This is a genomic window from Acinetobacter sp. NCu2D-2, assembly GCF_001647675.1.
Taxonomy (GTDB): Bacteria; Pseudomonadota; Gammaproteobacteria; order Pseudomonadales; family Moraxellaceae; genus Acinetobacter.
In genome coordinates this window covers 1,290,609-1,314,114 of the sequence record NZ_CP015594.1, presented here as the reverse complement: position 1 = coordinate 1,314,114, position 23,506 = coordinate 1,290,609, and the positions used below count along the sequence as shown (strand labels likewise).

The 23,506-nt window shown below is 38.1% G+C and carries 23 protein-coding genes; 14 read left to right on the top strand and 9 right to left on the bottom strand.

The features are described 5' to 3' along the window. Positions 1-100 precede the first annotated feature (100 nt). On the bottom strand, positions 101-991 hold the full coding sequence (locus tag A3K93_RS06220; RefSeq protein WP_067729921.1) for a sulfite exporter TauE/SafE family protein: 891 nt from the start codon (positions 989-991) through the stop codon (positions 101-103). A gap of 408 nt (positions 992-1,399) precedes the next feature. Here A3K93_RS06220 and lpxB point away from each other — a divergent pair, with 408 nt between their 5' ends. Next, complete coding sequence (gene lpxB, locus A3K93_RS06215) at positions 1,400-2,575, top strand: lipid-A-disaccharide synthase (RefSeq protein WP_067729919.1); 1,176 nt, start codon at positions 1,400-1,402, stop codon at positions 2,573-2,575. Between the two features lie 2 nt (positions 2,576-2,577). Here lpxB and A3K93_RS06210 read toward each other — a convergent pair whose 3' ends face one another. Then, on the bottom strand, positions 2,578-3,510 hold the full coding sequence (locus A3K93_RS06210) for an AraC family transcriptional regulator (RefSeq protein WP_067729917.1): 933 nt from the start codon (positions 3,508-3,510) through the stop codon (positions 2,578-2,580). Positions 3,511-3,689: 179 nt separating this feature from the next. Between A3K93_RS06210 and A3K93_RS06205 the strand changes: the two genes are divergently transcribed. Next, the gene (locus tag A3K93_RS06205; RefSeq protein ID WP_067729916.1) at positions 3,690-4,883 is read left to right on the top strand and encodes an alkane 1-monooxygenase; all 1,194 of its coding nucleotides are present in this window, start codon (positions 3,690-3,692) and stop codon (positions 4,881-4,883) included. Positions 4,884-4,924: 41 nt separating this feature from the next. Here A3K93_RS06205 and A3K93_RS06200 read toward each other — a convergent pair whose 3' ends face one another. From A3K93_RS06200 to A3K93_RS06185, 4 genes are all read right to left on the bottom strand, one after another. Beyond that, entirely contained in the window at positions 4,925-6,124 is a 1,200-nt protein-coding gene (locus A3K93_RS06200; RefSeq protein WP_067729914.1) for an MFS transporter, read from the bottom strand. Further along, the gene (locus A3K93_RS06195; protein ID WP_067729913.1) at positions 6,117-6,557 is read right to left on the bottom strand and encodes a MarR family winged helix-turn-helix transcriptional regulator; all 441 of its coding nucleotides are present in this window, start codon (positions 6,555-6,557) and stop codon (positions 6,117-6,119) included. Before A3K93_RS06195 ends, A3K93_RS06200 begins: the two co-directional genes overlap by 8 nt. Positions 6,558-6,672: 115 nt before the next feature. Further along, positions 6,673-7,227, bottom strand: a complete 555-nt coding sequence (locus tag A3K93_RS06190) for a thermonuclease family protein (RefSeq protein ID WP_067729911.1) — start codon at positions 7,225-7,227, stop codon at positions 6,673-6,675. 291 nt (positions 7,228-7,518) lie between these two features. Then, positions 7,519-8,436, bottom strand: coding sequence for a LysR family transcriptional regulator (locus A3K93_RS06185; RefSeq protein ID WP_067729909.1), 918 nt, complete (start codon positions 8,434-8,436; stop codon positions 7,519-7,521). An 89-nt stretch (positions 8,437-8,525) separates the two neighbouring features. Here A3K93_RS06185 and A3K93_RS06180 point away from each other — a divergent pair, with 89 nt between their 5' ends. The 4 genes from A3K93_RS06180 to A3K93_RS06165 all read left to right on the top strand — a co-directional run bounded on the left by A3K93_RS06180 (position 8,526) and on the right by A3K93_RS06165 (position 12,482). Beyond that, a complete protein-coding gene (locus A3K93_RS06180; RefSeq protein ID WP_067729907.1) occupies positions 8,526-9,767 on the top strand; it encodes an acyl-CoA dehydrogenase family protein in 1,242 nt (413 codons plus the stop codon). A gap of 108 nt (positions 9,768-9,875) precedes the next feature. Continuing rightward, the gene (locus tag A3K93_RS06175) at positions 9,876-10,997 is read left to right on the top strand and encodes a phosphotransferase family protein (RefSeq protein WP_067729905.1); all 1,122 of its coding nucleotides are present in this window, start codon (positions 9,876-9,878) and stop codon (positions 10,995-10,997) included. Beyond that, a complete protein-coding gene (locus tag A3K93_RS06170) occupies positions 10,994-11,692 on the top strand; it encodes a histidine phosphatase family protein (RefSeq protein WP_067729903.1) in 699 nt (232 codons plus the stop codon). The genes A3K93_RS06175 and A3K93_RS06170 overlap by 4 nt, the downstream gene beginning before the upstream one ends. 46 nt (positions 11,693-11,738) lie before the next feature. Further along, positions 11,739-12,482, top strand: a complete 744-nt coding sequence (locus A3K93_RS06165) for an SDR family oxidoreductase (RefSeq protein WP_067729901.1) — start codon at positions 11,739-11,741, stop codon at positions 12,480-12,482. A 47-nt stretch (positions 12,483-12,529) separates the two neighbouring features. Here A3K93_RS06165 and A3K93_RS06160 read toward each other — a convergent pair whose 3' ends face one another. After that, positions 12,530-13,219 (bottom strand): SH3 domain-containing protein, encoded by a 690-nt coding sequence (locus A3K93_RS06160; RefSeq protein ID WP_157883264.1) that lies wholly within the window; start codon positions 13,217-13,219, stop codon positions 12,530-12,532. Positions 13,220-13,596: 377 nt separating this feature from the next. Here A3K93_RS06160 and A3K93_RS06155 point away from each other — a divergent pair, with 377 nt between their 5' ends. The 5 genes from A3K93_RS06155 to A3K93_RS06140 all read left to right on the top strand — a co-directional run bounded on the left by A3K93_RS06155 (position 13,597) and on the right by A3K93_RS06140 (position 17,035). Beyond that, complete coding sequence (locus A3K93_RS06155) at positions 13,597-14,658, top strand: fatty acid desaturase (protein ID WP_067729897.1); 1,062 nt, start codon at positions 13,597-13,599, stop codon at positions 14,656-14,658. A 134-nt stretch (positions 14,659-14,792) separates the two neighbouring features. Continuing rightward, positions 14,793-15,503 carry an SGNH/GDSL hydrolase family protein gene (locus tag A3K93_RS06150; RefSeq protein WP_067729895.1) on the top strand — a complete coding sequence of 237 codons (711 nt, stop codon included), beginning with the start codon at positions 14,793-14,795 and terminating at the stop codon, positions 15,501-15,503. Between the two features lie 79 nt (positions 15,504-15,582). After that, a complete protein-coding gene (locus A3K93_RS14895) occupies positions 15,583-15,732 on the top strand; it encodes a hypothetical protein (protein WP_157883263.1) in 150 nt (49 codons plus the stop codon). A gap of 136 nt (positions 15,733-15,868) precedes the next feature. Then, positions 15,869-16,459 carry a uracil-DNA glycosylase family protein gene (locus A3K93_RS06145; protein WP_067729893.1) on the top strand — a complete coding sequence of 197 codons (591 nt, stop codon included), beginning with the start codon at positions 15,869-15,871 and terminating at the stop codon, positions 16,457-16,459. A gap of 48 nt (positions 16,460-16,507) precedes the next feature. Then, the gene (locus A3K93_RS06140; RefSeq protein WP_067729891.1) at positions 16,508-17,035 is read left to right on the top strand and encodes a DUF2726 domain-containing protein; all 528 of its coding nucleotides are present in this window, start codon (positions 16,508-16,510) and stop codon (positions 17,033-17,035) included. A gap of 48 nt (positions 17,036-17,083) precedes the next feature. Here A3K93_RS06140 and A3K93_RS06135 read toward each other — a convergent pair whose 3' ends face one another. Both A3K93_RS06135 and A3K93_RS06130 read right to left on the bottom strand, forming a co-directional pair. Then, positions 17,084-17,521, bottom strand: coding sequence for a hypothetical protein (locus A3K93_RS06135; protein ID WP_067729889.1), 438 nt, complete (start codon positions 17,519-17,521; stop codon positions 17,084-17,086). A 159-nt stretch (positions 17,522-17,680) separates the two neighbouring features. Continuing rightward, complete coding sequence (locus A3K93_RS06130; RefSeq protein ID WP_067729887.1) at positions 17,681-19,234, bottom strand: phospholipase D family protein; 1,554 nt, start codon at positions 19,232-19,234, stop codon at positions 17,681-17,683. 122 nt (positions 19,235-19,356) lie between these two features. Between A3K93_RS06130 and A3K93_RS06125 the strand changes: the two genes are divergently transcribed. From A3K93_RS06125 to A3K93_RS06115, 3 genes are all read left to right on the top strand, one after another. Next, positions 19,357-20,466 (top strand): S-(hydroxymethyl)glutathione dehydrogenase/class III alcohol dehydrogenase, encoded by a 1,110-nt coding sequence (locus tag A3K93_RS06125; protein WP_067729885.1) that lies wholly within the window; start codon positions 19,357-19,359, stop codon positions 20,464-20,466. A gap of 543 nt (positions 20,467-21,009) precedes the next feature. Further along, positions 21,010-22,059, top strand: a complete 1,050-nt coding sequence (locus A3K93_RS06120) for a 3-deoxy-7-phosphoheptulonate synthase (protein WP_067729883.1) — start codon at positions 21,010-21,012, stop codon at positions 22,057-22,059. Positions 22,060-22,285: 226 nt separating this feature from the next. Then, complete coding sequence (locus A3K93_RS06115) at positions 22,286-23,479, top strand: PilT/PilU family type 4a pilus ATPase (protein ID WP_067729881.1); 1,194 nt, start codon at positions 22,286-22,288, stop codon at positions 23,477-23,479. The last annotated feature ends 27 nt before the right edge of the window (positions 23,480-23,506 follow it).

Here is a 23,506-nt window from a genome sequence, read left to right as displayed (position 1 = left end):
GGTTGTTTAATAGCCCGAATATAACATGAATGTTGCGTCACTTTGTTATAAAAAAGACGAATAAATCTTTGAAAAAAAAGTGATGAATCGCATAGTTATATTAAACAGACTGCGCGTTTTCAGCTTGAACAGTCGCCACAGGTTCAGCAGCTTTCACCGGTTTTGATTTCACTGGATTAACAATAAAATTCACACCCAAGCAAAATAATGTAATGCCAAGAATTTTACGGATGAATTTCTCAGGCATGCGCGAACTGATCAACGTTCCGATCACAATTGCTGGAATAGAACCACATAACAACCAGCCAAGTAAGGTAAAGTCAACGTTACCTGCACTCATATGCCCCAAACCTGCCACTAAAGTTAGCAATACGGCATGTACGACATCTGAACCAATAATGCGAATCATCGGTAAGTTCGGGAACATTAGAATTAAGGCCATAATCCCAAATGCACCAGCACCAACTGAAGATAAAGTGACAAAGATCCCAAGCACAATGCCCATGAAAATAATATAGAAACGTTTTTCTTTGGCTTGTTGTCTTACTTTATCCATATCTAAAGTAAGATCTGCTGGTTGTTGTTTGCGATATTTATTAAAGAATTTCTCAATTTGAGTACGAAATACAATTGAAGCGCCAGTTAAGGTCAACATAAAGCCCAAAACCATAGTCAGTACAGCTTTATAACTGCTTGATTGGCTTAAGAAGTTGTCTAATACCCAATGTGTAGCAAAAGATGCGGGAATACTACCGACAGCCAACCAAATCACAATTGGCCAGACAATATTCATTTTTTTTGCATGGACTAATGAACCACAGAATTTAGAAATTGCAGCATAGAGAAGATCGGTACCAATTGCGATATGTGGCTCAACTCGGAGTAGGGTAATCAGAATGGGCGTCATTAATGAACCGCCACCTACACCTGTAATCCCGACACAAAATCCTACCAATACGCCAGCTAAAATAAATTCAATCGGACTAAACATCTATATATGCCAATATCAAAAAACGAGCATATGTTATGACTTTTTAAGATAAGTATTTGTCTTGATTATAGATTTGCTTATGCAAAAAAAAGATAAAGGTAACTGATCAGAGTAAATTAAAGTGTTTTATATAAGGAAAATGCAGGTATGAATGGGCTTTTTGACCGGAATGTGGATATTAAAACAAAATTAGCCTAAGCAATTTTTAAATCAAACGTACAAATTTTAGACCCGAACATACTCATCTTAGGTCATAAATTGAATGAGTAAATATTTCTAAGCAACAGTAGACAGAAAGAATTAACCATATCTTAAATGAATTTTATTAAACACAAATAATTGCGAATGAGTGAAATGATCTGACTATGTTAAAATTCGCATTAAATCCAAGATTAAAAGGGAATTCACTTGCAGACTCGAAAACTTAAAATCGGTATTGTTGTGGGCGAAGTGTCTGGTGATACTTTAGGTGCTCAGCTTATGCGTAGTTTTCGTGAGCAAGGCATAGAGGCAGAATTTGAGGGAATTGGTGGTCCACAAATGATTGCTGAAGGCTTTAAAAGCTACTATCCGATGGATATTTTATCAGTTATGGGGATTGTAGAAGTCCTAAAAGATATTAAAAAGCTTTTCGCTGTACGTGATGGTCTTGTCGATACTTGGTCAAAAGATCCTGTCGATGTTTTTGTGGGTATTGATGCACCAGATTTTAATTTACGTCTATCCAAAAGTCTTAAACAAAAACAACTTCCAATTAAGACCGTTCAGTATGTGAGTCCATCTGTATGGGCATGGCGTCAAGGGCGAGTGCATGGCATTAAAGCCACCATTGATTTGGTGCTGTGCCTATTTCCTTTTGAGAAAGCTTTCTATGAAAAATGGAATGTTCCAGCAGCATTCGTTGGGCATCCGCTTGCAGGTCAATTGCCTTTACATAATCCTATTGAATTGGCGAAAGATGAGCTTGGATTAGACAAAGCACAAAAATATATTGCACTTTTACCCGGCAGTCGTCGTGGAGAAATCGAAAAATTAGGACCATTATTGCTAGATGCTGCCAAAATATTAATGGATCAGCATCCTGAATATCAGTTTATGATTCCTGCGATTAATGACGCTCGTAAATTACAAATCGAAGATTTACTAAAAAATTATCCTGCAGCCTTACAGCAAAAGATTCGTCTCATGGAAAATACAGATAAAGAATCTAAAATTGGCCGACAGGTGATGAACGCTGCGGATATTGTGGCGCTGGCATCAGGAACAGCGACACTTGAAGCCATGCTGCTGCATCGTCCGATGGTGACGTTCTATAAGCTCAATTGGTTGACTTATCACGTAGTGAAATTCTTAATTAAGATTCCGTATTATTCATTGCCGAATATCATTGCAGGTAAAAAAGTGATTCAGGAACTGATTCAAGCAGATGCCACACCTGAAAAACTTGCCCATGAAATTGAAGCATTAATGAATATTGAAACAGCTAAAATTCAGGCCATGCAGCATTTAACGATGCATAAGCAATTATTGGCAGGAAATAGTGAGAATCCTGTTGAAGCGATTTTAGCAACATTAAATAGATAAAACTAAATGATTTGGGCTTGCTTCCGATAGATACTCGGGGTGAGTCCAAACTGTTTTTTAAAAATCTGACTAAACGCTGTTTCTGAGTTATAGCCCACAGAATGTGCAATTTGTTGGACACTGAGACCTGTATCTCGTAAGTATTGAGCGGCAAGTCTTAAACGATGTTGTTGTAAGTAAGCCAATGGGGAATCGCCCACAATTTGATTAAAGAGTTGTGCAAACTTAGAGCGTGACATATGACACTGTTCTGCCAAAGATTCAACGGTCCAGTTTTGCTCAGGTTGTCCATGAATTGCGGTGAGCGCATTACTTAGTTCGGGGTGAGTTAATGCACCTAACCAATTGGCATGTTGATCTAAACTTAAGATGTAATCCCGTACACACTCGATAAAAAGAATACTCACCAAATGGTCTAAGATTTTATCTCGTCCCGGTCGACTGGTTTGTGTTTCTACAGCCAAAAACTGCAGTCCAATTTGCAACCATTCAGGTGCGGTCGCGTCAGATATATGCTTGATATGTAAAAACTGCGGTAAAGCACTCAGTAAAGGCTTGGCCATTTGAACATCGAGTTTAGAGCGAATAGCTAGAATAAAAGTTTTGTTCTCACTCTGCGTCTCATTCAGATCAATGACTTGCTTAGACTGTGTGATGAAAAATGTATTAATAGAGATTGTCTGCTGCAAATCTGATTTTTCATCACAATAAACAAAGTGCTGCTTTCCTGAAGGAATAAGAAACAAATCACCTTGTTCTAATAAAATCTGTTCTTCATTTTGCAGCGTTAAATGGGCTGTTCCATTTAATACAATATAAGCCAACATGGATGGCTCATCTTCATATTGAAATGCGGAAGGATGTGGTGCATTGATATAAATATATTCAGATTTGGCTAAGTGTATATCATCAAAAATTTTACTTAATGCATCCATAACAAATTTTCTTTCAATGTTTTTATCGGTTCTAATCAATATGATGATGTGTTTTTAGGACAATTTTTAGCAGTTCGTGACAAGGACGTTTACATAGTTTTTTTGGACGTTTGCAACTGTTCTTGCATGTCTAAATATTGAACTATATATGCAGAGTAACATAAAACAGGAAAGTCGAGATGAATGCTCCTGCACAAATACAAAAATTTGATCAGCAGTTAGATACGACAAAAAATGCTGCAAAAATTGATAAAAAGCGCTTTGGCTGGTTGTTGAGTCCAGGTCTACCCGTGATTGGTATGGGTATTCTTGCGGGTTATCACTTTGGACCTAAAAAAACCAAGAAAATCTTCGCATTGGGTGGCCCTTTGCTTTTGCATGTCATCATTCCAACTTTAGATGCTTTAATTGGTGATGATGAAAATAATCCGAGTGATGATGAAATCAAAGTTCTAGTTGATGATCCTTACTATGATCGCATCGTTAAAATGTTTATCCCATTACAAATGGCAGCAAACGCGTTTGCGGGTTATGTCGTTACACGCCAAAATGTTTCCTTACTCGATCAAGTCTTACTAGGCATTTCGATGGGTGCAATTAACGGTGTTGGAATTAATACGGCACATGAGTTATGTCATCGCCCGAACAAAAAAGATCATTATTTATCACACATGACATTGATGCCTGTGGGGTATAACCACTTCCGTATTGAACATCCTTATGGTCATCATAAACGCGTGGCAACTCCTGAAGATCCAGCATCTTCTCAAATGGGAGAATCATTCTATCGGTTCTTACCAAGAACCGTGGTAGGTGGAATTAAATCTGCTATTGAGATTGAAACGCGCCGTCTAAAACGTAAGGGGCTTAAGTTTTTCTCTAAAGAAAATGAGCTATTCCATGGTTGGGCGATGAGTACGGCTTATCATGCACTTATGGTGAAAACGTTTGGCAAGCAAGTCATTCCATATTCGATTACGCAAGCACTTTATGGCATTTCACTGTTTGAAATTGTGAACTATATTGAGCACTACGGTCTAAAACGAGCAAAGAAAGAGGATGGTAAATACGAAAGAACTTTACCTGAACACAGTTGGAATAATAATAATATTGTGACTAATTTATTCTTATATCAATTACAGCGCCATTCTGATCATCATGCCTTTCCAAGTCGACCATTTCAGGCATTACGTAATTTTAAAGAGGCACCTGTATTACCGAGTGGTTATGCAACTATGTTGATTCCCGCTTTGGTGCCACCACTTTGGTACAAAATGATGGATAAACGTGTTTTGGCACATTATCAAGGTGACCTGAGTAAGATTAATATCTACGCACCAAAGCGTGATGAAATTTATCAGAAGTACGCTTAAATATTTCCATAAAAAAGCGCCGTATTCGGCGCTTTTTCATTTTATGCAACTTTAGTTTTCGTATGTCGACCATGTAGAACATAGTAACAAGCAATGCAAAGTAGCGCTGCGATAGAACTGTAGAAATATAGTTGGCTATAGTCGATATAATCGAGCGCCATCCCGATAAAATACGGTCCAAAGCCTAGCCCTGCATCCAAGAAAATAAAGAAAGTCGATGTCGCAAAACCCATACGATCTAGCGTTGTACTTTTCACTGCAACAGTTTGGCAAACAGATTGCACATTACCATAGCCTAACCCAAGTAAAGCAGCACAGATGAGGAAAGTTACTGAGCTTTCCGCCTGACTTAAAAGATAAAGCGCAATTGCCATAATCACAAAGGCTGGATACATAATGATGTTTTCACCTTTGCGATCGAGCAATGGTCCTGTAAATGGACGCGAGCACAAAATTGCAATGGCATACATGAGGAAAAATAATGATGCAGCTTCAACCAGATTAATTTCTTTGGCATAAAAATTTACGAAGGATAAAACACCAGAATAGCAAATAGATGCAAGCAGCATAATGATTGCAATTGGGAGCGCTTTAACTTCAATAAATTGAGAAATAAAACTACTTTTTTGAGTGTTTTTAACCGAAGTATCATCCGTTTTCTTTTGAATGAAATTCGGAAATTTCACCAATAACGCAACGACTAAGCAACAGATAGAGATGGCAGTCGATACACCAAAAATTGCGTTATAGCCGACATGTAGCATCATCCAAATCGCAAGGAAAGGCCCAATCGCAGTGCCTAATGTACTGCTCATGCTGTAATAGCCAATCCCTTCACCACGTCGTTTGGGTGGCAAGATTTGCGCAATCACAGCCCCTAATACAGTAGATGCCATTCCCATCATAAAACCATGGGTAAAGCGCACAAAAAGCAGCGCAGGTACACTCATATGAATAAAATAGAGCGCAGAAAAAAGCAAAAATCCACTCAAGCCTACGACTAAAGTGACTTTAGGACCAAAATGATTTAGGAATTTCCCGACCAGTAAGCGTCCGATTAAAGTACCGACAATAAATAGACCAGAGACTAATCCTGCTTGAGCGGTTGAGGCATGGAGTTCAGCAACGGCATAACCTACGATGACGACAACCAATAGATAAAACACTAATACCAATTGGAAATTCATCAAACTTACTAAGATAAAATTTCGCGTCCAAAGCGCGGGTTGATTCTCAGACATGATATTGATCTTTCCTATGTTGTAGGCTATCCAGCAGGTTTAATATGAAGCCATGACTTTGCTGTAGCTCATCTTGATCAAAAGGGGAAAGTAAATCTGCTTCAAGTTGATCAATTTCTTTAGAGCATTGTAGGTATAAAGACACACCGATTTGGGAGAGCTTGAGTGATTTTTGTCTTTTATCTGACAATGGTAACTGCTCTATTAAACCTAAATCATGCAAAGTATTCATGCGTTTAGTTACAGCAGGCTTAGAGATATTTAACTCTTTTGCAATATCAATTGCTGTACAGTTTGGGTTCATTTCTATAATGACTAAGGCTTGCCACAATGAATAATTCAGTTGATGCTGCATTAAAACATTATTGACTTCGTCGCTCAGCAAACGTGCACAACGAAGTAAAGCAAACCTAAAACGGGAGGAGGAATGCATTATTGGTTAACCAAGTTAACTATTTGTGCGAAAGATACGCCTAAAATATGGATTGATCAATAATTAACATTGTTAAGTTATGTAAATGAAAATTTGAATCCAAATATCGATACCATTACTTGCTTTGCTTTCGATAGGTACTCGGTTTAATCGGTCGTGTTCCATGCCATAAGCCTTTCTTTTGCTTTTTGGCTTTTTCCTGCATGGCGATCATGGCTTTTAAGCGTGTTTTGTCTTTTATATAGTCCTCATAAACCCATGCAGCACCTTGCTTTACCAGTTCTTCATTGATGTTTTTACGATATCTATAGATGATACCTACGCAACGACCATAACGGTCTACGTCCGTAATGTGTACACGAACCAACTTACCGCCGACTAATTTTTTGACTAACTTTTGTGATTCTTTGCCATAGGCTTGGCTGGATTCAGGTGCATCTACATAAGCAAACCGTAGTTTAGTTTCAGATCGACGCACGTTGAAACGATAACAGGTGAGGGTATCGCCATCGCTAACCGCTTTAACACGACACCAATATTTTTTGCCTTTTTTAAATGGCTTAAAAAGTTCACGTAAAAATACGGTCACTTTATTCACCACATAAAACACCAGCACAATCGTAAGTAACACCAAGATGATTTTGGCCGCGAGGGGGAGAGTAGAGATCATCAAAAAAGCCACGCCTGACAATTTCAAGCACAAAAGAAAGTTGAAATTTTAGTCGAGCTTCGACCTAGACAATGCCTAGAAAAGCATCATATACGCCAATTTTGCTGAATAAAGCACCATTCTATTGCTGAGCGAGATATAGAAACTTCTCAAGCTAAAAGAAAGGCTAAATATGCTGAATTTATAAATAGCCTAATTGTTTTTAATATGATTTTATCTTGCTTCAAGCATGCACCGCTCTTATCTTGAGGTAAATAGCCTAAGCATATGAATTCACCTATTCAAAATAGCCTAAGCAAAAATAAAATTAATTTCATTTCTTAAAAACACATGACGCTTATTACTTTCTAAATCTCTATGCCAATACATCCCCAAATGAATATTTGGAAGTTTTACAGGGACATCAAAAATTTTAAGTTTCTCATCCACATTCAAGTGATTTAACACATTTCGAGGTAGGGTCAGCATTGCAGTTGGATGTAACTGCAAAATTTGTAAAGCGGTAGAATAATGCTGACAACGCAAAAAGATCTGACGCGATAACTTCTTACGATGTAAATATAAATCTTCAATCAACACACCAGTTCGTCGTGAAGATACCCCAATATGTGGGGAAGCGAGATAGCTTTTTTCAGTCACTTCTGGTTGTTGGGTACACACTACAAACTGATCTTGCACTAGGGTTTCAAATTGAATTTTGTCATTTAAATTTTGTTCAAGATCAATTACAAAATCCACTTGTTGTGTCGCAAGGTCAGTGACAATGCTTTTACGATCGAGCTTCATACTGCTGAATTGAATATCTAGATTCAACTGCTGAAAATGCGCCACAATTTTCGGCAGGATCATCGGTTCAATTTCATCATGCACAGCAATACGCAAGCTCTGTACCATACTTGGCTCAAAATCCTGATGTTGTATGGAAATACTTTGAATCGTAAATAATGCACGTTTAATGTCAGGATAAATCTGTTCTGCAAACGGTGTCGGTTGCATTTTTGCACCTGCACGTACAAATAAATCATCCTGTAAATGCTGTCTTAAACGTTGTAGCGCATGACTGGCTGCAGACTGTGTAATCGACAAAATCTTTGCTGCTTTAGAAATACTTTTTTGCTCAAAAATGGCCACAAATAAAGGGTAAAGATTGATATCGATGCCATGAAAAAGACGCAAGTCCATGACTGTTTTTTGATGAATATAATTCATAGTATGGTATGGAAATTAATCATTTTATTCATAATAGATTTTGCGTTAATGTGTTGTAAAGCAGAATAATCATATTCAGAGGGAAAGCCATGTTTGAGCTATCAGCACGCGCACAAGATTATGTTGAGCGCACCAAGCAATTTATCAAAAATGAAATTGAGCCGATAGAAGCTGATTTTTGGCATCAAGTGCATGCGCTGAATCAAGGTGGTGATTGGACCCAATGGCAATGGCCTGCGGAGCTGGAAACCCTAAAAGCGAAAGCAAAACAAGCAGGGCTTTGGAATATGTTTTTACCTTGTCCTGAGTTGGGTCAAGGTTTGTCTGTGCAAGAATATGCGCATATTGCAGAATTAACAGGTCGTAGCCTGATCGCACCAACGGTGTTTAACTGTAATGCACCCGATAGTGGCAACATGGAAGTACTATGGCGTTATGGCTCCGAACAACAAAAACAGCAATGGTTGACGCCATTACTTGAAGGCAAAATTCGCTCAGTTTTTTGTATGACTGAACCTGCAGTTGCCTCAAGTGATGCCACCAATATGCAAGCGACAGCGGTCATCGAAGGTGATGAAATTGTGCTGAATGGTCGTAAATGGTGGTCATCAGGTTTGGGCGATCCCAATGCCAAAATCATCATTTTTATGGCACATACACCCGATGAAACTAAAGACCGACATCATCAACATTCAATGGTGTTAGTCCCTGTTGATACAGCAGGCGTGAAAATTGAACGTATGCTTCCTGTCTTTGGTGATTATGATGCACCGCATGGTCATGGCGAAGTGAGTTTTGATAATGTTCGTGTCCCTGTGGCTAATTTTATTGGTGGTGCAGGACAAGGTTTTGAAATTGCACAAGGTCGTTTAGGACCTGGTCGTATTCACCACTGTATGCGTTGTATTGGTGCAGCGGAAAAATCACTAGAATTGATGATTGATCGTGGTATGAGCCGAACTGCTTTCGGTAAAGAAATTCTCAAACTGGGTGGCAACTTAGAGCGTGTCGCAGAAGCTCGTGTGGCGATAGACCAAGCTCGACTTTTAACCTTGTATGCTGCCTATAAAATGGATACTTTAGGCAATATGGCCGCCCTGACTGAGATTTCTGCCATTAAAGTGGTTGCGCCAAGTGTGCTTGAAAAAGTGGTGGATATGGCGATACAAATCCACGGCGGTGCAGGTGTATCACGTGATACACCACTCACAGGCTTCTTTGCTCAAGCACGTGCTTTACGTTTGGCAGATGGTCCAGATGAAGTGCATAAGGGTATGATTGCAAAATTAGAATTGGCGAAACGTGGTTATAGCACACGCCGTAAAAAATAAATTTGGATATATTGAGTCAGGTTCTTTTGTCATCTTTGCTTAAGCAGAACGATCAACATGATGAAAGAACATATCCAAATGAAGTGATAAAAGATTGAAGGAAAAAGTATGACAGTCATTGATGTCGGTGGATCGGTTCGCGAGGGTGAAGAACTCGATGTACGTGCTGTAGGGAATTGGCTGATTGAACACGGTGAACAGATTGAAGGTCCTGTCGAAGTGACACAATATTCAGGCGGTGCATCGAATTGGACCTACCGTTTAAAGTATGCCAATGCGGACCTGATTTTACGTCGTCCACCAAAAGGCACCAAAGCCAAATCTGCGCATGACATGGCGCGTGAATATCATGTACAACGCGCACTTGCTGAGTTTTATCCTGTTGTACCTGAAATGGTTTTACTGTGTCAGGATGAATCAGTCATTGGCTGTGACTTCTATGTGATGAAACGCATTGAGGGGATTATCCCACGTGCCAATTTACCCAAAGATTTAAACTTTGATGAAGCTCAAGTTCGTGAACTCTGTATCAATGTCATCGATAAACTGATCGAACTGCATCAAGTACCGTATGAAGGCACAGATTTAGAAAAACTCGGCAAAGGCGAAGGTTACTGTCGTCGTCAGGTAGAAGGTTGGGATAGTCGCTATGAAAAGGCGAAAACCTTGAACGTGCCATCGTTTAAATATGTCCGTCATTGGCTGAAAGACAATATTCCAGCCGATTCGAAAACCTGTCTAATTCATAACGATTGGCGGTTTGATAATGTCATCTTAGATCCAAATAACCCAACCCAAGTGATTGGTGTACTCGATTGGGAAATGGCAACGCTTGGCGATCCACTCATGGATTTAGGTTCAGCTTTAGCCTATTGGGTGGAAGATACCGACAATGCCATTTTTAAAGCAACCCGTCGCCAGCCGACCAATTTAAAAGGCATGTTCACCCGTAAAGAAGTGGTGGATTACTACCTAGAAAAAACAGGCCTGCAACCTGAAAATTGGACTTTCTACGAAGTCTTTGGCGTGTTCCGTTTAGCGGTGATTGCTCAGCAGATTTACTATCGTTATTACCATAAGCAAACCAATAATCCTGCCTTTAAAGATTTTTGGATTGTCATTCATGCTTTACACATTCGTGCGCTAAAACTGATCGGTTTACAGAAAATTGAAGCCAATGAGATCGCGCAAAAGTATATTGCTAAATTTAAAGAGCTGATGCCGAAATGACCACGATTTATCTAATTCGTCATGGACAAGCATCTTTTGGTGCTGAGAGCTATGACAAACTTTCTCCAAATGGTGAATTACAAGCACAGCTTTTGGGACGTTATTTTGATGACATCCTCAAAGAAGCGCCTATGGTTGTGGCAGGTTCAATGCAACGTCATCAGCAAACTGCACGTTTAAGTTTGGATGAATGTTTTCCCGAAAGTGACATTGTTACCAATTCAGCGTGGAATGAGTTTAATCATCAACAAGTTTTTGCCCAATATGAACCACGATTTAACCAACCTGAATTATTAAAGGCCGATGTGGCACAACACGAAAATCCACGTGCTTATTTAAGCAAGATTTTTGCAGGGGCAATTGAGCGTTGGACAGGTGGCGAATATCACCATGAATATGAAGAATCATGGCCTGATTTTAAATCTCGTGTTGAGACTGGTTTGCAAAACTTATGTGATGAACTGGCTCAGACCCAACCGCGTTATGCAGTGGTCTTTACTTCAGGCGGTGTGATCTCCGTTGCAGTGGGGAAAATTTTAGGTTTGAGTCCTGAAAAAACTTTTGCACTGAATTGGGCAATCGCCAATACCAGTATTACGACTCTTCGTTTAGTCGGCAATGAACCTCAATTACTGAGTTTAAATGAACATCACTTTATCAAAGCACAAGATCCTAATTTGCTGACTTGGATCTAACGCAATCTGTGTATGTATGGATGACGAAATAAAAAGGAAAATAAAGATGGCAAAAACAATTTTAATCACGGGCGCAAGTTCAGGTATTGGCGCAGGCATGGCACGTGAATTTGCACAAAAGGGCTATAACTTGGCGGTGTGCGCACGTCGTTTAGAGCGTTTGGAAAGCTTAAAGCAAGAATTGGAAAGCCAATACGGCATCAAAGTGATTGCAAAGACTTTAGATGTAACCAATTACGATCAAGTGTTTGAAGTATTCCGTGCATTTAAAGAAGATTTTGGCACGATTGACCGCATTATTGTTAATGCAGGTGTGGGCGAAGGTCGTCGTATTGGTAAAGGTAACTTTGCGATTAACAAAGCAACAGTTGAAACCAACTTTATTTCAGCTTTGGCACAATGTGAAGCTGCGGTGGAAATTTTCCGTGCACAAAACTCAGGTCATCTCGTGATGATTTCATCTATGAGTGCCATGCGTGGTATGCCAAAACATTTGACGGCATACGGCGCAAGTAAAGCAGGTGTGGCACATTTGGCTGAGGGTATTCGTGCTGAACTCATTGATACACCGATTAAAGTCACGACCATTTTCCCGGGTTATATCCGTACTGAGATTAATGAAGGTGCGAAAAAATTACCATTTGAAGTCGATGAAAAAACAGGTTCGCGTTTATTAGCCGCTGAAATTGAAAAAGCACCTGTAAAAGCATATGTACCGAAATGGCCTTGGTTGCCAATCGGTTTAGCGATGAAAATCCTTCCATTGAAATTAGTTAATAAACTCGGTTAATACGAAAATTAAAAAGCCTCACTTGAGGCTTTATTAATGTATTCAAATTAGAATTTTAAATACGCTGACATCACATAGCCATCTTGAGTCTGTGCTACATCAGCTAAACGGATTTTTTTCCATAGCGAATTATCATCATGATAGACATTTACAATGCTATGTTTAGGTAGCTCAAGTAAAACATCACTTTGAATATCAGGCTGACTTCTTAAAGTAACTTTTGCTGTTGTCTGCGCTTTTTCAAGTCCATTCATCCACGCCACATAATCGTGAATATAATCTGGTAATTGTTTCTCTAAAGGATGAACGCTTAATAATATAAAGAGTAGTCGAATTAAATAATTTTGATATCTAGCCGTATCTGCATTTGCAAATTTTTGACTAATATAATGTGGATCAAGCCGCTTCAAGGTTTCAGGATGAATGACACATTGATCGTGCCACATTTGCTCAAAAGTCTGAAACGCGTATTCAAAACTCAAATGATGTTGGTTGAAATCTTGAAATAGACGCTGGCTTTGTAATTTCGTCAGTGGTCGTTGTAGAAGAAGATTATAATTATTAGACAAATCTTGTTGTTGTTCTTCAATGCTTGGTGATTTAATAATCTTTTTTAGTATTGCTTGAGTTTCTATACGGAAATCCAATCTATCCTGATGTTTTTGAAGATCTTTTAACCAAGATTGGGCAATGATTGGCTGTGATTTTTTGCCGTGAACTGATTTATTTATATTCATCTGATATACCATTGCCACCCCATAATAATTTTAAAATATGTCATTTAAAGGATTTTATAAATTATAAAATTGTTAAAAATCATACATCTATAATATGAATTGTTTGGTTGATTTAGAATTTAATGTCTATTGTTTCTCAATTTGATTAGAATAATTTTCTAAATATGATGTTTTTTCATATTTATGAATCCATAAACAGATAAAGAGATTTTAAGTCTATAAAACATACAAAAAATGTATTTATTTTCATCTACTTAAATAATAAATGTAAATATTGCTTAAAGCTTATACATACTCACTCAAAATGATCGCTTTGATCTTCTTTTTTTTCTAAATTCCTTTAATGTACAAGTGTTCATAAATTAAAGGTTGTCCCTATGTCTTTATCTTCGGATATGACTGATCAACAGCGTATTTCTAAGGTTAGAAAAGTTGTGATTCAGGCTGGTGAAGAATTACGCGAGCGTTATCCAATACTTAAACATCAGAATTTTATTGGTGCCAGTATTTTAATTTTCGCATGGGCAGGGATGATCGCTTCAGCTATGGCATATGTCTATGGCCATATTAATGCATGGGTCACCGTGCCATTGATTGCAATGTTTGCATCACTGACGCATGAACTTGAACATGATCTGATTCATTATATGTATTTTAAAAAAATGCCCTGGGCTCATCATTTGATGCTGGCGCTGGTATGGTTAGCACGCCCAAATACGATTAGTCCATGGGCACGCCGCCGTATGCATTTACATCATCATAAATACTCAGGTACAGAAAGCGATTTAGAAGAGCGTGGCATCAGTAATGGAATGCCATGGGGCATTCGACGTATTTTGGTCATGAGCGATCAACTGATGTCGGTATATCTACGTCCAATTCAAATGTTTAAAATGATTGAAGCATTTGTCGAAAAACAACCGGAAAAAGAACGTATTTTAACACGTGTGATGAACATTCTAGGTTTCTTGCCTTTAAGTATTGTCTACTATGGATTGTGCTATTTGTTTGCGGTTTACCATGGTGCAAACTTAATTGCATCTGTATTTGGCTATGAAATGTTGTGGTCTGAAACTGTGATAGAAATGATGCCATGGGTTAATCTACTCGCAGTTATTTGGGTCTTACCGAATTACTTACGTTCATTTAGCTTACAGTTTGTGAGCTCAAACATGCATTATTATGGTGACATTGATCCTCGTGATGTGATTAAACAGACTCAAGTTTTAAATCCATGGTGGTTAGCACCTTTTCAATTGTTTTGTTTTAACTTTGGTGCAACCCATGCAATTCATCACTTTGTGGTTAAAGAACCGTTTTATATTCGTCAAATGACTGCAAAAACGGCGCACAAAGTCATGAAAGAAGTGGGTGTCCGTTTTAATGATATTGGCACATTCAAGCGTATGAACCGCTGGAATGAAGTAAACGCAAAATAAAATAAATTTAAAAATCCCGCCTTATTAGCGGGATTTTTAATAAATCATTTAATGTTAATAATCCAATAAATAGTTATGTGAAAATTTATAAATCAGTATAAAATTTATAATAATTCATCATTTTAGATATGGCCATGTTGCTTAAATTCACGACCATTGCACTTATACCTATTCTACTTTTTCAGGGCAAAAAAGTAAAAAAAAATACACCTCGTTTACCAGAGCCAGAAGGTACACGCCAAGGAAACTGGGGTCAGGGGAAACCGTTATCTATACTTATATTGGGTGATTCCGCAGCTGCAGGTGTGGGTGTCCAATCGCAACAAGATGCATTATCTGGTGCCATTCTCAAAGAGCTGGAAAATGAATATGCGATTGAATGGAAATTACATGCAAAATCAGGCCATACCACACCAAAAGTAATTCAGAACTTTGGACGTTTAGACAGTACACATTATGATGTTGTGATTACATCTGTGGGAGTAAATGATGTATTGAAATTTATGGATCCCGATAACTGGATTGAAAACCAGCAAAATATGTACAAGTTCATTGATGAAAAGTTTTCACCCTCATTAATTATTGCGGCGGGTGTTCCTCCGATGAATATGTTCCCAGCACTACCAAAACCTTTAGGTTGGTTATTTGGTAAATATGCGCATGAAATGAATCAGAAACTTAATCGCTTGGTGGAAGAACGACATAATCTACAATGGATCGAGTATGATGTTGAAAGTTATAAAAAACTCAATCTAAGCATGGCTGATGACGGTTTTCATCCAAGCAAAGAAATTTATGCCTTATGGGGCAAAGAAGTGGCTAATAAAATTCGCAAACAGTTTTAGAGTGTGATTTACTAACAAATCAAGGCTATTTTATTGCATAAAATAACATTGGCTAAAATGGTTTTTGTTAGATTAAAACTTGAGTTCATTACAGAGAAGACGGATGAAAGCTGTAGCGATTTTAAGTTTAGTGTTGATGGTCGGTTTGTCTGCTTGTCAGAAGCGTGATACAGATACCAACCAACAAGACCAATCTACGACCCCACATTCTATGGATCAAGATAAATAAAACTAAGCTCATCACTTCGATGGGCTTTTTATATGATGAATAAAACTCATCTCATATACTAAAAAATGAAGTACAGATTTATACCGAAGCAATAAAGGTCTAAAATCCAATACTCATTATTTAAAAATAAAATTCTATGCTTGATATTGAAATAGAAACGCATCCTTTAGCGCCATTTACTCCAAGCAATGCCAAACTATTGATGCTGGGGAGTTTCCCACCGCCTGAAACTCGTTGGAAAATGCGTTTTTATTATCCCAATTACCAAAACGACATGTGGCGTATATTCGGCTTGTGTTTCTTTAACAACAAAGACTATTTTTTAGATATCCCGAATAAAAATTTTCATGAACAATCCATTCGAGATTTTTTAACAGAAAAGGGCATTGCGATCTTTGATACGGCGTATCAAGTCAAACGGCTTAAAGGCAATGCATCGGATAAATTTTTAGAAATCGTTACACCCACAGATTTAACTAAACTTTTAGAAAAAATGCCTGAATGCACACATATTATGACGACAGGTGATAAAGCGACCGATACACTGATGTTGAATATGCCTATGAATGTTGAAAAACCAACTATTGGTCAAAGTTCACAAGGCTATTTTGCTAATCGAACAATAACTTTACATCGTATGCCATCGTCATCTCGTGCATATCCACTAAAACTTGAAATAAAAGCAGAAGCCTACTTAAACTTATTTAAGGAAATAGGCTTACTTTAAGAAAGCTAAAAACAAAAGCAATGTATAAATAAAGAGAGGATGATTCAGATGTGGCTGATTCTTACGATTATTATTATTTTTATAGCATTTCAATTTATATTGAGGTCTCAAAAGAATAATGTACAAGATAGGAAGTCAAAATCTAAAAGTGCAACGGGTGAAATTTCATCTAAAAGAATCATGACGGAAAATGAAATACATTTATATGAAAAGCTAAAACAACTTTTGCCCCAATATACAATTTTTTCACAAGTTTCATTTAGTGCCTTTTTATATTCAAAAGACTATGCAACACGCGCAACTTATAATCGTAAGATCATCGATTTTGTCATTTTAGATGGCGATTATCAGGTTGCATGTTTAATTGAACTGGATGATAACAGTCACCGTAATCGTGCTGATCAAGATCGACAACGGGATGAGCTATGTTCTAAAGCTGGGTATCGTGTCGTAAGATTTGCAAGTCAGCCTAATCTTGAACAAATGAAAAAACAGTTGGGTTTTCTAATACCATCTATACCACAAGAAAAAAGTCCAAACCCAAATGGAGAAGACACTGAAATTGGGCAGAAATAATAAATCATAACGATCCGAGAATTATTACCTTACTTTTCTAATTTCGATTTAACCATCGTATTCCACATAATCCCAAAGATTAAGACGGGATTTAATCTCACGACGAATATGCGGTAGCATTGGCAATAACGTGCCATCAATCCAAAGACTGAGTGTCTGAGCTGTAATTAACTGCTGCTGTGAATCAACTAACTGCGCACCTTTGACCATAACCAAGGTTTCTTCATTGGCTTCAGTCTCTATGCCTTTAAACAGCACTTGCAGCTCGTAACCCGTATCTTGAATAAGCCATTCCAATTCAATTTGAATATTTTCATTGGATTTTAAAACGGCTTGTCCTTCAAGAACGTCTGAATCTGATAAGCAGTCGTGTTCCACCCGAACTTTTGATAAAAACCATTCTTGTTGGGCAAGCTCATCTAAGGTTTTGTAGGGGGTTAAAATATCACTTAACTTGAATTGACGGTTTAAATCAAAAAATTGCATGGGAAATGAGCGAAAAATTTCGCAGAATACGAGAAAAGTGTAATTTTAGATCAATATGACGTTCAGGTAAAATCTATTTCATAAACTATTGCCATAAAAAAATTGACGCTTTATTTGATTAAAATTGACAAATGAGTAAATTGTATCATTGCCTTGTCATTACATCATCCATTCAAATGGTGTTTTTGCTACGGTATTTATCATAAAACGCTGAAATTTTGTGGTTTCAGGCTCAACTGTATGTTGAATCGTCGCTTTATTTTTTCCATGATCTAGCCAGATGATTTCTCCATTTTTATCTAACTTTAGCTCATAGGCGATTCGGGGTAAGTAATGATTTAAGTTTTGTGTGATTTGATCTTGTATGGCTTGAGATTCAATCACCAATCCAACCTCTGTATTTAAATTGGCGGATCGTGGATCAAAATTAAATGAGCCAATAAATACCTTGCCATCTACATCAAAAAATTTAGCATGCAAACTCGAGCTGTTTTTATTTTTAGCTGGAATAATATTGCCAGTCATTTTTTCATACCATGTGCGGTTTGGGCGTTCGATATAAGGTTTAAACTCCCATAATTGCACGCCACTTTCTAATAGGGCTTTACGGTATTGTTGATAATACGCATGCACAATCGCGACATCATTGGCTAAAAAAGAATTGGTTAATATTCTGACATTTAAGCCATTTTTAGCGCGTTTAGTTAAATAGTCCGTTCCGGTTTGTGTTGGAACAAAATAGGCCGAGACCAATTCCAAATGTTGCTGTGGCTCACCCATAATTTGAATCATTTGATCATAGATATACTCAGCATCTTGGGCTTGCCCACGAATTTTATTCGGATGATCGGCAACGAAATGCGCTTTTGCCCATTGCACAGGCTGTAGCTCAAGCTGTTTGGCTATTTCTTTTTCCGCAAGTTCTATACGTTGTTTTAATTTCTGTTCTGCGCCTGAATCATGGGCAAATGACCGACGTAAATTTTTTAAATCATCTATATGTGTATTTTTGCGGGCGATTTGACGAATGTCATAACCTAGGTCATCGTTCCAAAATTGTGTAAAACTTTGGTTGGCATCCTTAACCGCTGTGCCTGCAAAGAAAATATCAACATCGGTAAACTGAAATTGATAACTGGCATCAAAATATTCACTACTGATATTACGTCCGCCTGTTACAGCAACGCTGCCATCTGCAACAATTAATTTATTGTGCATACGGTGGTTCACATGGCGCATACGTAGGCCGTAATCCAAAACTCGGAAATGTCTAAATTTGTAAGGGTTAAAAATCCGAATTTCAAAATTAGGGTGTTGGCTAAGTGTTCTTAAGGTGTCGTCCAACTTAGTGCCATTTTGATCATCAATTAATAGTTTGACTTTCACACCACGATCGGCGGCTTTTAGCAATTGGCTTAACATTAAATTACCAATATGGTCATCTTCCCAAATGTAATACTGTAAATCTAAATTATATTTGGCACGGTTAATAATATAGAGACGTGCAGAAATACTCATAAATCCGTCATATAACGGTAAATATGCAGTCTGTCCTTGCTGCAAATTTTGCTTTGATTTTTCAGATGTAAACCAATGATCAGCGTGTATGGGTGTCATTTTTGCGGATTGGGCTGTATTAGCGGCTAAATCACAACCTGTCAGCAAAAAAAGATTGAAAAATAAAGCCACCCACATCAAATGCAATTTTGTCATTAAAGTCCTACAACTGATCTATTTTTTTATAAGGTATATTTTGATGTTATAGGTTGAATCTCATAATAAAAAGAGGTTACTGTTACTCATCTGTTAACACAGCAAACAAAGGATCGTTTTCGATGAAATCACGTGCAGCCGTTGCATTTGGCCCAGGCCAGCCATTACAAATCGTTGAAGTGGATGTTGAGCCACCAAAAGCGGGTGAAGTTCTCGTTAAAATTAGTCATACAGGCGTTTGCCATACGGATGCATTTACCTTGTCAGGTGAAGATCCTGAAGGTGTTTTCCCAGCCATTTTAGGTCACGAAGGTGCAGGTGTTGTGGTTCAAGTCGGTGAAGGCGTGACCAGCGTTCAGCCAGGCGATCATGTGATTCCACTTTATACAGCAGAATGTGGCGAATGTTTATTCTGTAAATCAGGTAAAACCAACTTGTGTACTTCGGTTCGTGCAACTCAAGGTAAAGGGGTAATGCCGGACGGTACAACACGTTTCTCTTATAACGGTCAGCCGATTTACCACTACATGGGTTGTTCTACGTTCTCAGAATATACTGTTGTTGCGGAAGTATCCCTTGCTAAAATTAATCCTGAAGCGAACCATGAGCATGTATGTTTGTTAGGTTGTGGCGTAACTACAGGGATTGGTGCTGTACACAATACGGCAAAAGTTCAAGAAGGTGATACCGTTGCAGTCTTCGGTCTAGGTGGTATTGGTCTAGCTGTTGTCCAAGGTGCGCGTCAAGCCAAAGCCGGTCGTATTATTGTCATTGATACCAACCCAGACAAATTTGAATTAGCAAAAGAATTTGGCGCGACTGATTTCTTAAATCCAAAAGATTTTGATAAACCAATTCAACAAGTCATTGTCGAAATGACCGGTTGGGGCGTTGACCATTCATTTGAATGTATTGGTAACGTCGATGTGATGCGTTCTGCACTGGAATGTGCACACCGTGGTTGGGGTCAATCTGTGATTATTGGTGTTGCTGGTGCAGGTAAAGAAATCTCTACACGTCCATTCCAACTGGTGACTGGTCGTAAATGGATGGGGACTGCATTTGGTGGTGTGAAAGGTCGTTCACAATTACCAGGTATGGTAGAACAAGCCATGCAAGGTGATATTCAACTTGAACCTTTTGTGACCCACACGATGCCACTTGAGCAAATCAATGAGGCATTTGATTTGATGCATGAAGGTAAATCAATTCGTACCGTGATTAACTACTAATTTGAGTTAATTCTGCATAAAAGACGGGTTCATCCCGTCTTTTTTTTTAGATAGAAAATGATTTACATCGTAGACGAATAGAGAAAAAGATCAGCGCTGCATATTTTTATGATTTTTAATGCAACAAATTAAAAAATCTTTTAAAGATACGTGAAATTACACATTTAGTGCTTGTCAAATTAGCGAACAACGCGTATTTTTAATTCAGACATACATTTTGATGAATACATCTCATGTTAAAGCAACCTGTTCAAACTAACGTGTATTATTTTTGGCAATTTAGATAATTGCCTGAACGCGTTCGGGCAAAGAAAGGTTGCCCACCAGTTAATACCTGATCGGCAACCCTGATCAGGTTTTTTTATGCATGTGATTTTTATAATATTTTAGGAGATAACTCATGACTACATTTAACTATTTTTACTTTAGCAACTTTTATTGGACTTACTTTAACAAGTTTATGACGCTCAGCTCATCAAACCTTAGACCCATAACGCTCAAATAAAAGTTCGGACTGATGACCCAGTCCAAAGGAAAATAGTCATGACACATTTACATACTTCAGAACAACAGCAAGCAGAAACACTTCTTACTTTACCGCATCAACTTAAAGCACAATTACCATTATCAAATGCTTTACAGATTCAGATTTCGCAGCATCGACAAACCATTCAAAATATTTTAGATGGCACAGATCATCGCCTAATGGTCATCACAGGACCATGCTCTATTCATGATGAGCAATCTGCACTTGAGTACGCCGAAAAATTAAAAAAATTACAGGATCAAGTGGCTGATCAGATTTTCCTTGTTATGCGCGCGTATATTGAAAAACCACGTACCACTGTAGGTTGGAAAGGATTTTTATATGATCCAAACCTAGATGATTCATCAGATATGAATCAAGGCTTGGAACGTTCTCGCGCACTTTACATAAAAATTGCTGAACTCGGTCTGCCAATCGCATCTGAAATCTTAAATCCAATGGCGACCGCTTACTTTGATGATGTATTGGCTTGGGGTGCCATTGGTGCACGTACCAGCGAATCACAAATTCATCGTGAAATCTCAAGTCATATGCCATACAGCATTGGTTTCAAAAATGGCACAGATGGCTCAATTCAAATTGCATTAGATGCCATTCAATCTGCTTCTCATTCACATCAATTCATGGGGATGAGCCAACACGGTTTACCCTGCATGATTCATTCTCAAGGTAACCCGAAAGCACATTTGATTTTACGTGGTGCAAATAGTGGTCCAAACTTCAGTTTGACTGAAATTAATCAAATAAAAGCCAAATCAAAAACAGAATTACCTGCTCTGGTCATTGATTGTAGTCATGGTAACAGCAGTAAAAATCCATTATTACAGCCAAATGTACTCGAGCAAATCGTTGCTGAACGTCTGCATACGCATGTCCGTGGTGTGATGCTAGAAAGCCACTTAGTCGATGGCAATCAAAAAATATCTGAGAATATGACCTATGGTCAGTCTGTTACAGACGGTTGCTTGGGCTGGGAAAAAACCGAACAACTTTTATTAAATGTTGCAGAATCATTGGCAAGACTTAATCTAAAACGCAGTGCATAATCCTTAAACTTAATGATCAGCTCTCTCATAAATGAGGGAGCTGTTATTTTATAAACATAACGTTTTAATAAAATAATAAGAATTGGTTCACAGAATCCTTTAAACTTTTTTGTTTGAATTTTAAATATGATTTGAAAGTTATCAGCATTCATTACACAATCAATATCTCTACAAAATATTAACATCATCAATAGTTTATATAATATAAAAGCCGAGGGGTTACAGTATGTTTACGGCAGATCTATTGGAAGAAGCGAAACGCTTTATGCACCATATGTTGACTAAAGTGGTGGAATACGGCGGCTCCGATCTCTTTATTACTGCAGATTTCCCTCCAAGTATTAAGCATCAGGGATTGATGAAACCTTTCGGTCAGCAAACATTGACTGCTGAAAAAACCAAACTGTTTGCCTACGGCTTAATGAATGAGCGTCAACGTCAAGAATTTGAAACTGAACTCGAATGTAACTTTGCCATTACCGTACCGGGTGTTTCGCGTTTCCGTGTCAATGTGTTTCAGCAACAGCTCAATGTCGGTATGGTCATTCGAACCATTACCGCTGAAATTCCAAACTTTCAAAAACTAAAACTTCCTGAGTCGCTCAAACATGTGATTATGGAAAAACGAGGTTTAGTTTTGGTCGTGGGTGGTACAGGTTCTGGTAAATCAACGTCACTTGCCGCCATGATTGACTATCGTAATGAAAACTCTGCAGGGCATATCATTACCGTTGAAGACCCTGTTGAATACGTGCATAAACATAAAAAATCAATGATTACTCATCGTGAAGTTGGCGTTGATTGCCACTCATGGCATAACGCGTTAAAAAATACTTTACGTCAAGCGCCCGATGTGATTTTGATTGGTGAAATTCGTGATACCGAAACCATGGAGCATGCGATTGCCTTTGCTGAAACTGGGCATTTATGTTTAGGGACATTGCATTCTAATAATGCCAATCAAACTCTAGACCGAATTATTAACTTCTTCCCAGAAGAGCGCCGTAATCAGTTATTAATGGATTTATCATCCAATATGAAGGCGATTATTTCGCAGCGTTTGATTCGTACGGAAGATGGCAAAGGTCGTCGTGCTGCGATTGAAATTATGCTGAATACACCACTGATTTCAGATTTAATTTTAAAAGGCGAATTTCACGAACTTAAAGCAATTATGTCTAAGTCGCGTGAATTGGGTATGCAAACTTTTGATCAGGCATTATTTGATCTGTATAACGAAGGCGCAATCTCGTATGAAGAAGCATTACGAAATGCTGATTCAACCAATGAATTACGTCTACAAATTAAATTAAAAGGGACACGCCAAAATACAGCAAGTGCAACCGCTGCAACTGAATTTACCATGTATGAAGAGCCTAAACCTGAAGAAGATGAAGATGCTGAAAAGGAATCTGCATAAAATCAATAAGGGATGCTAAATGCATCC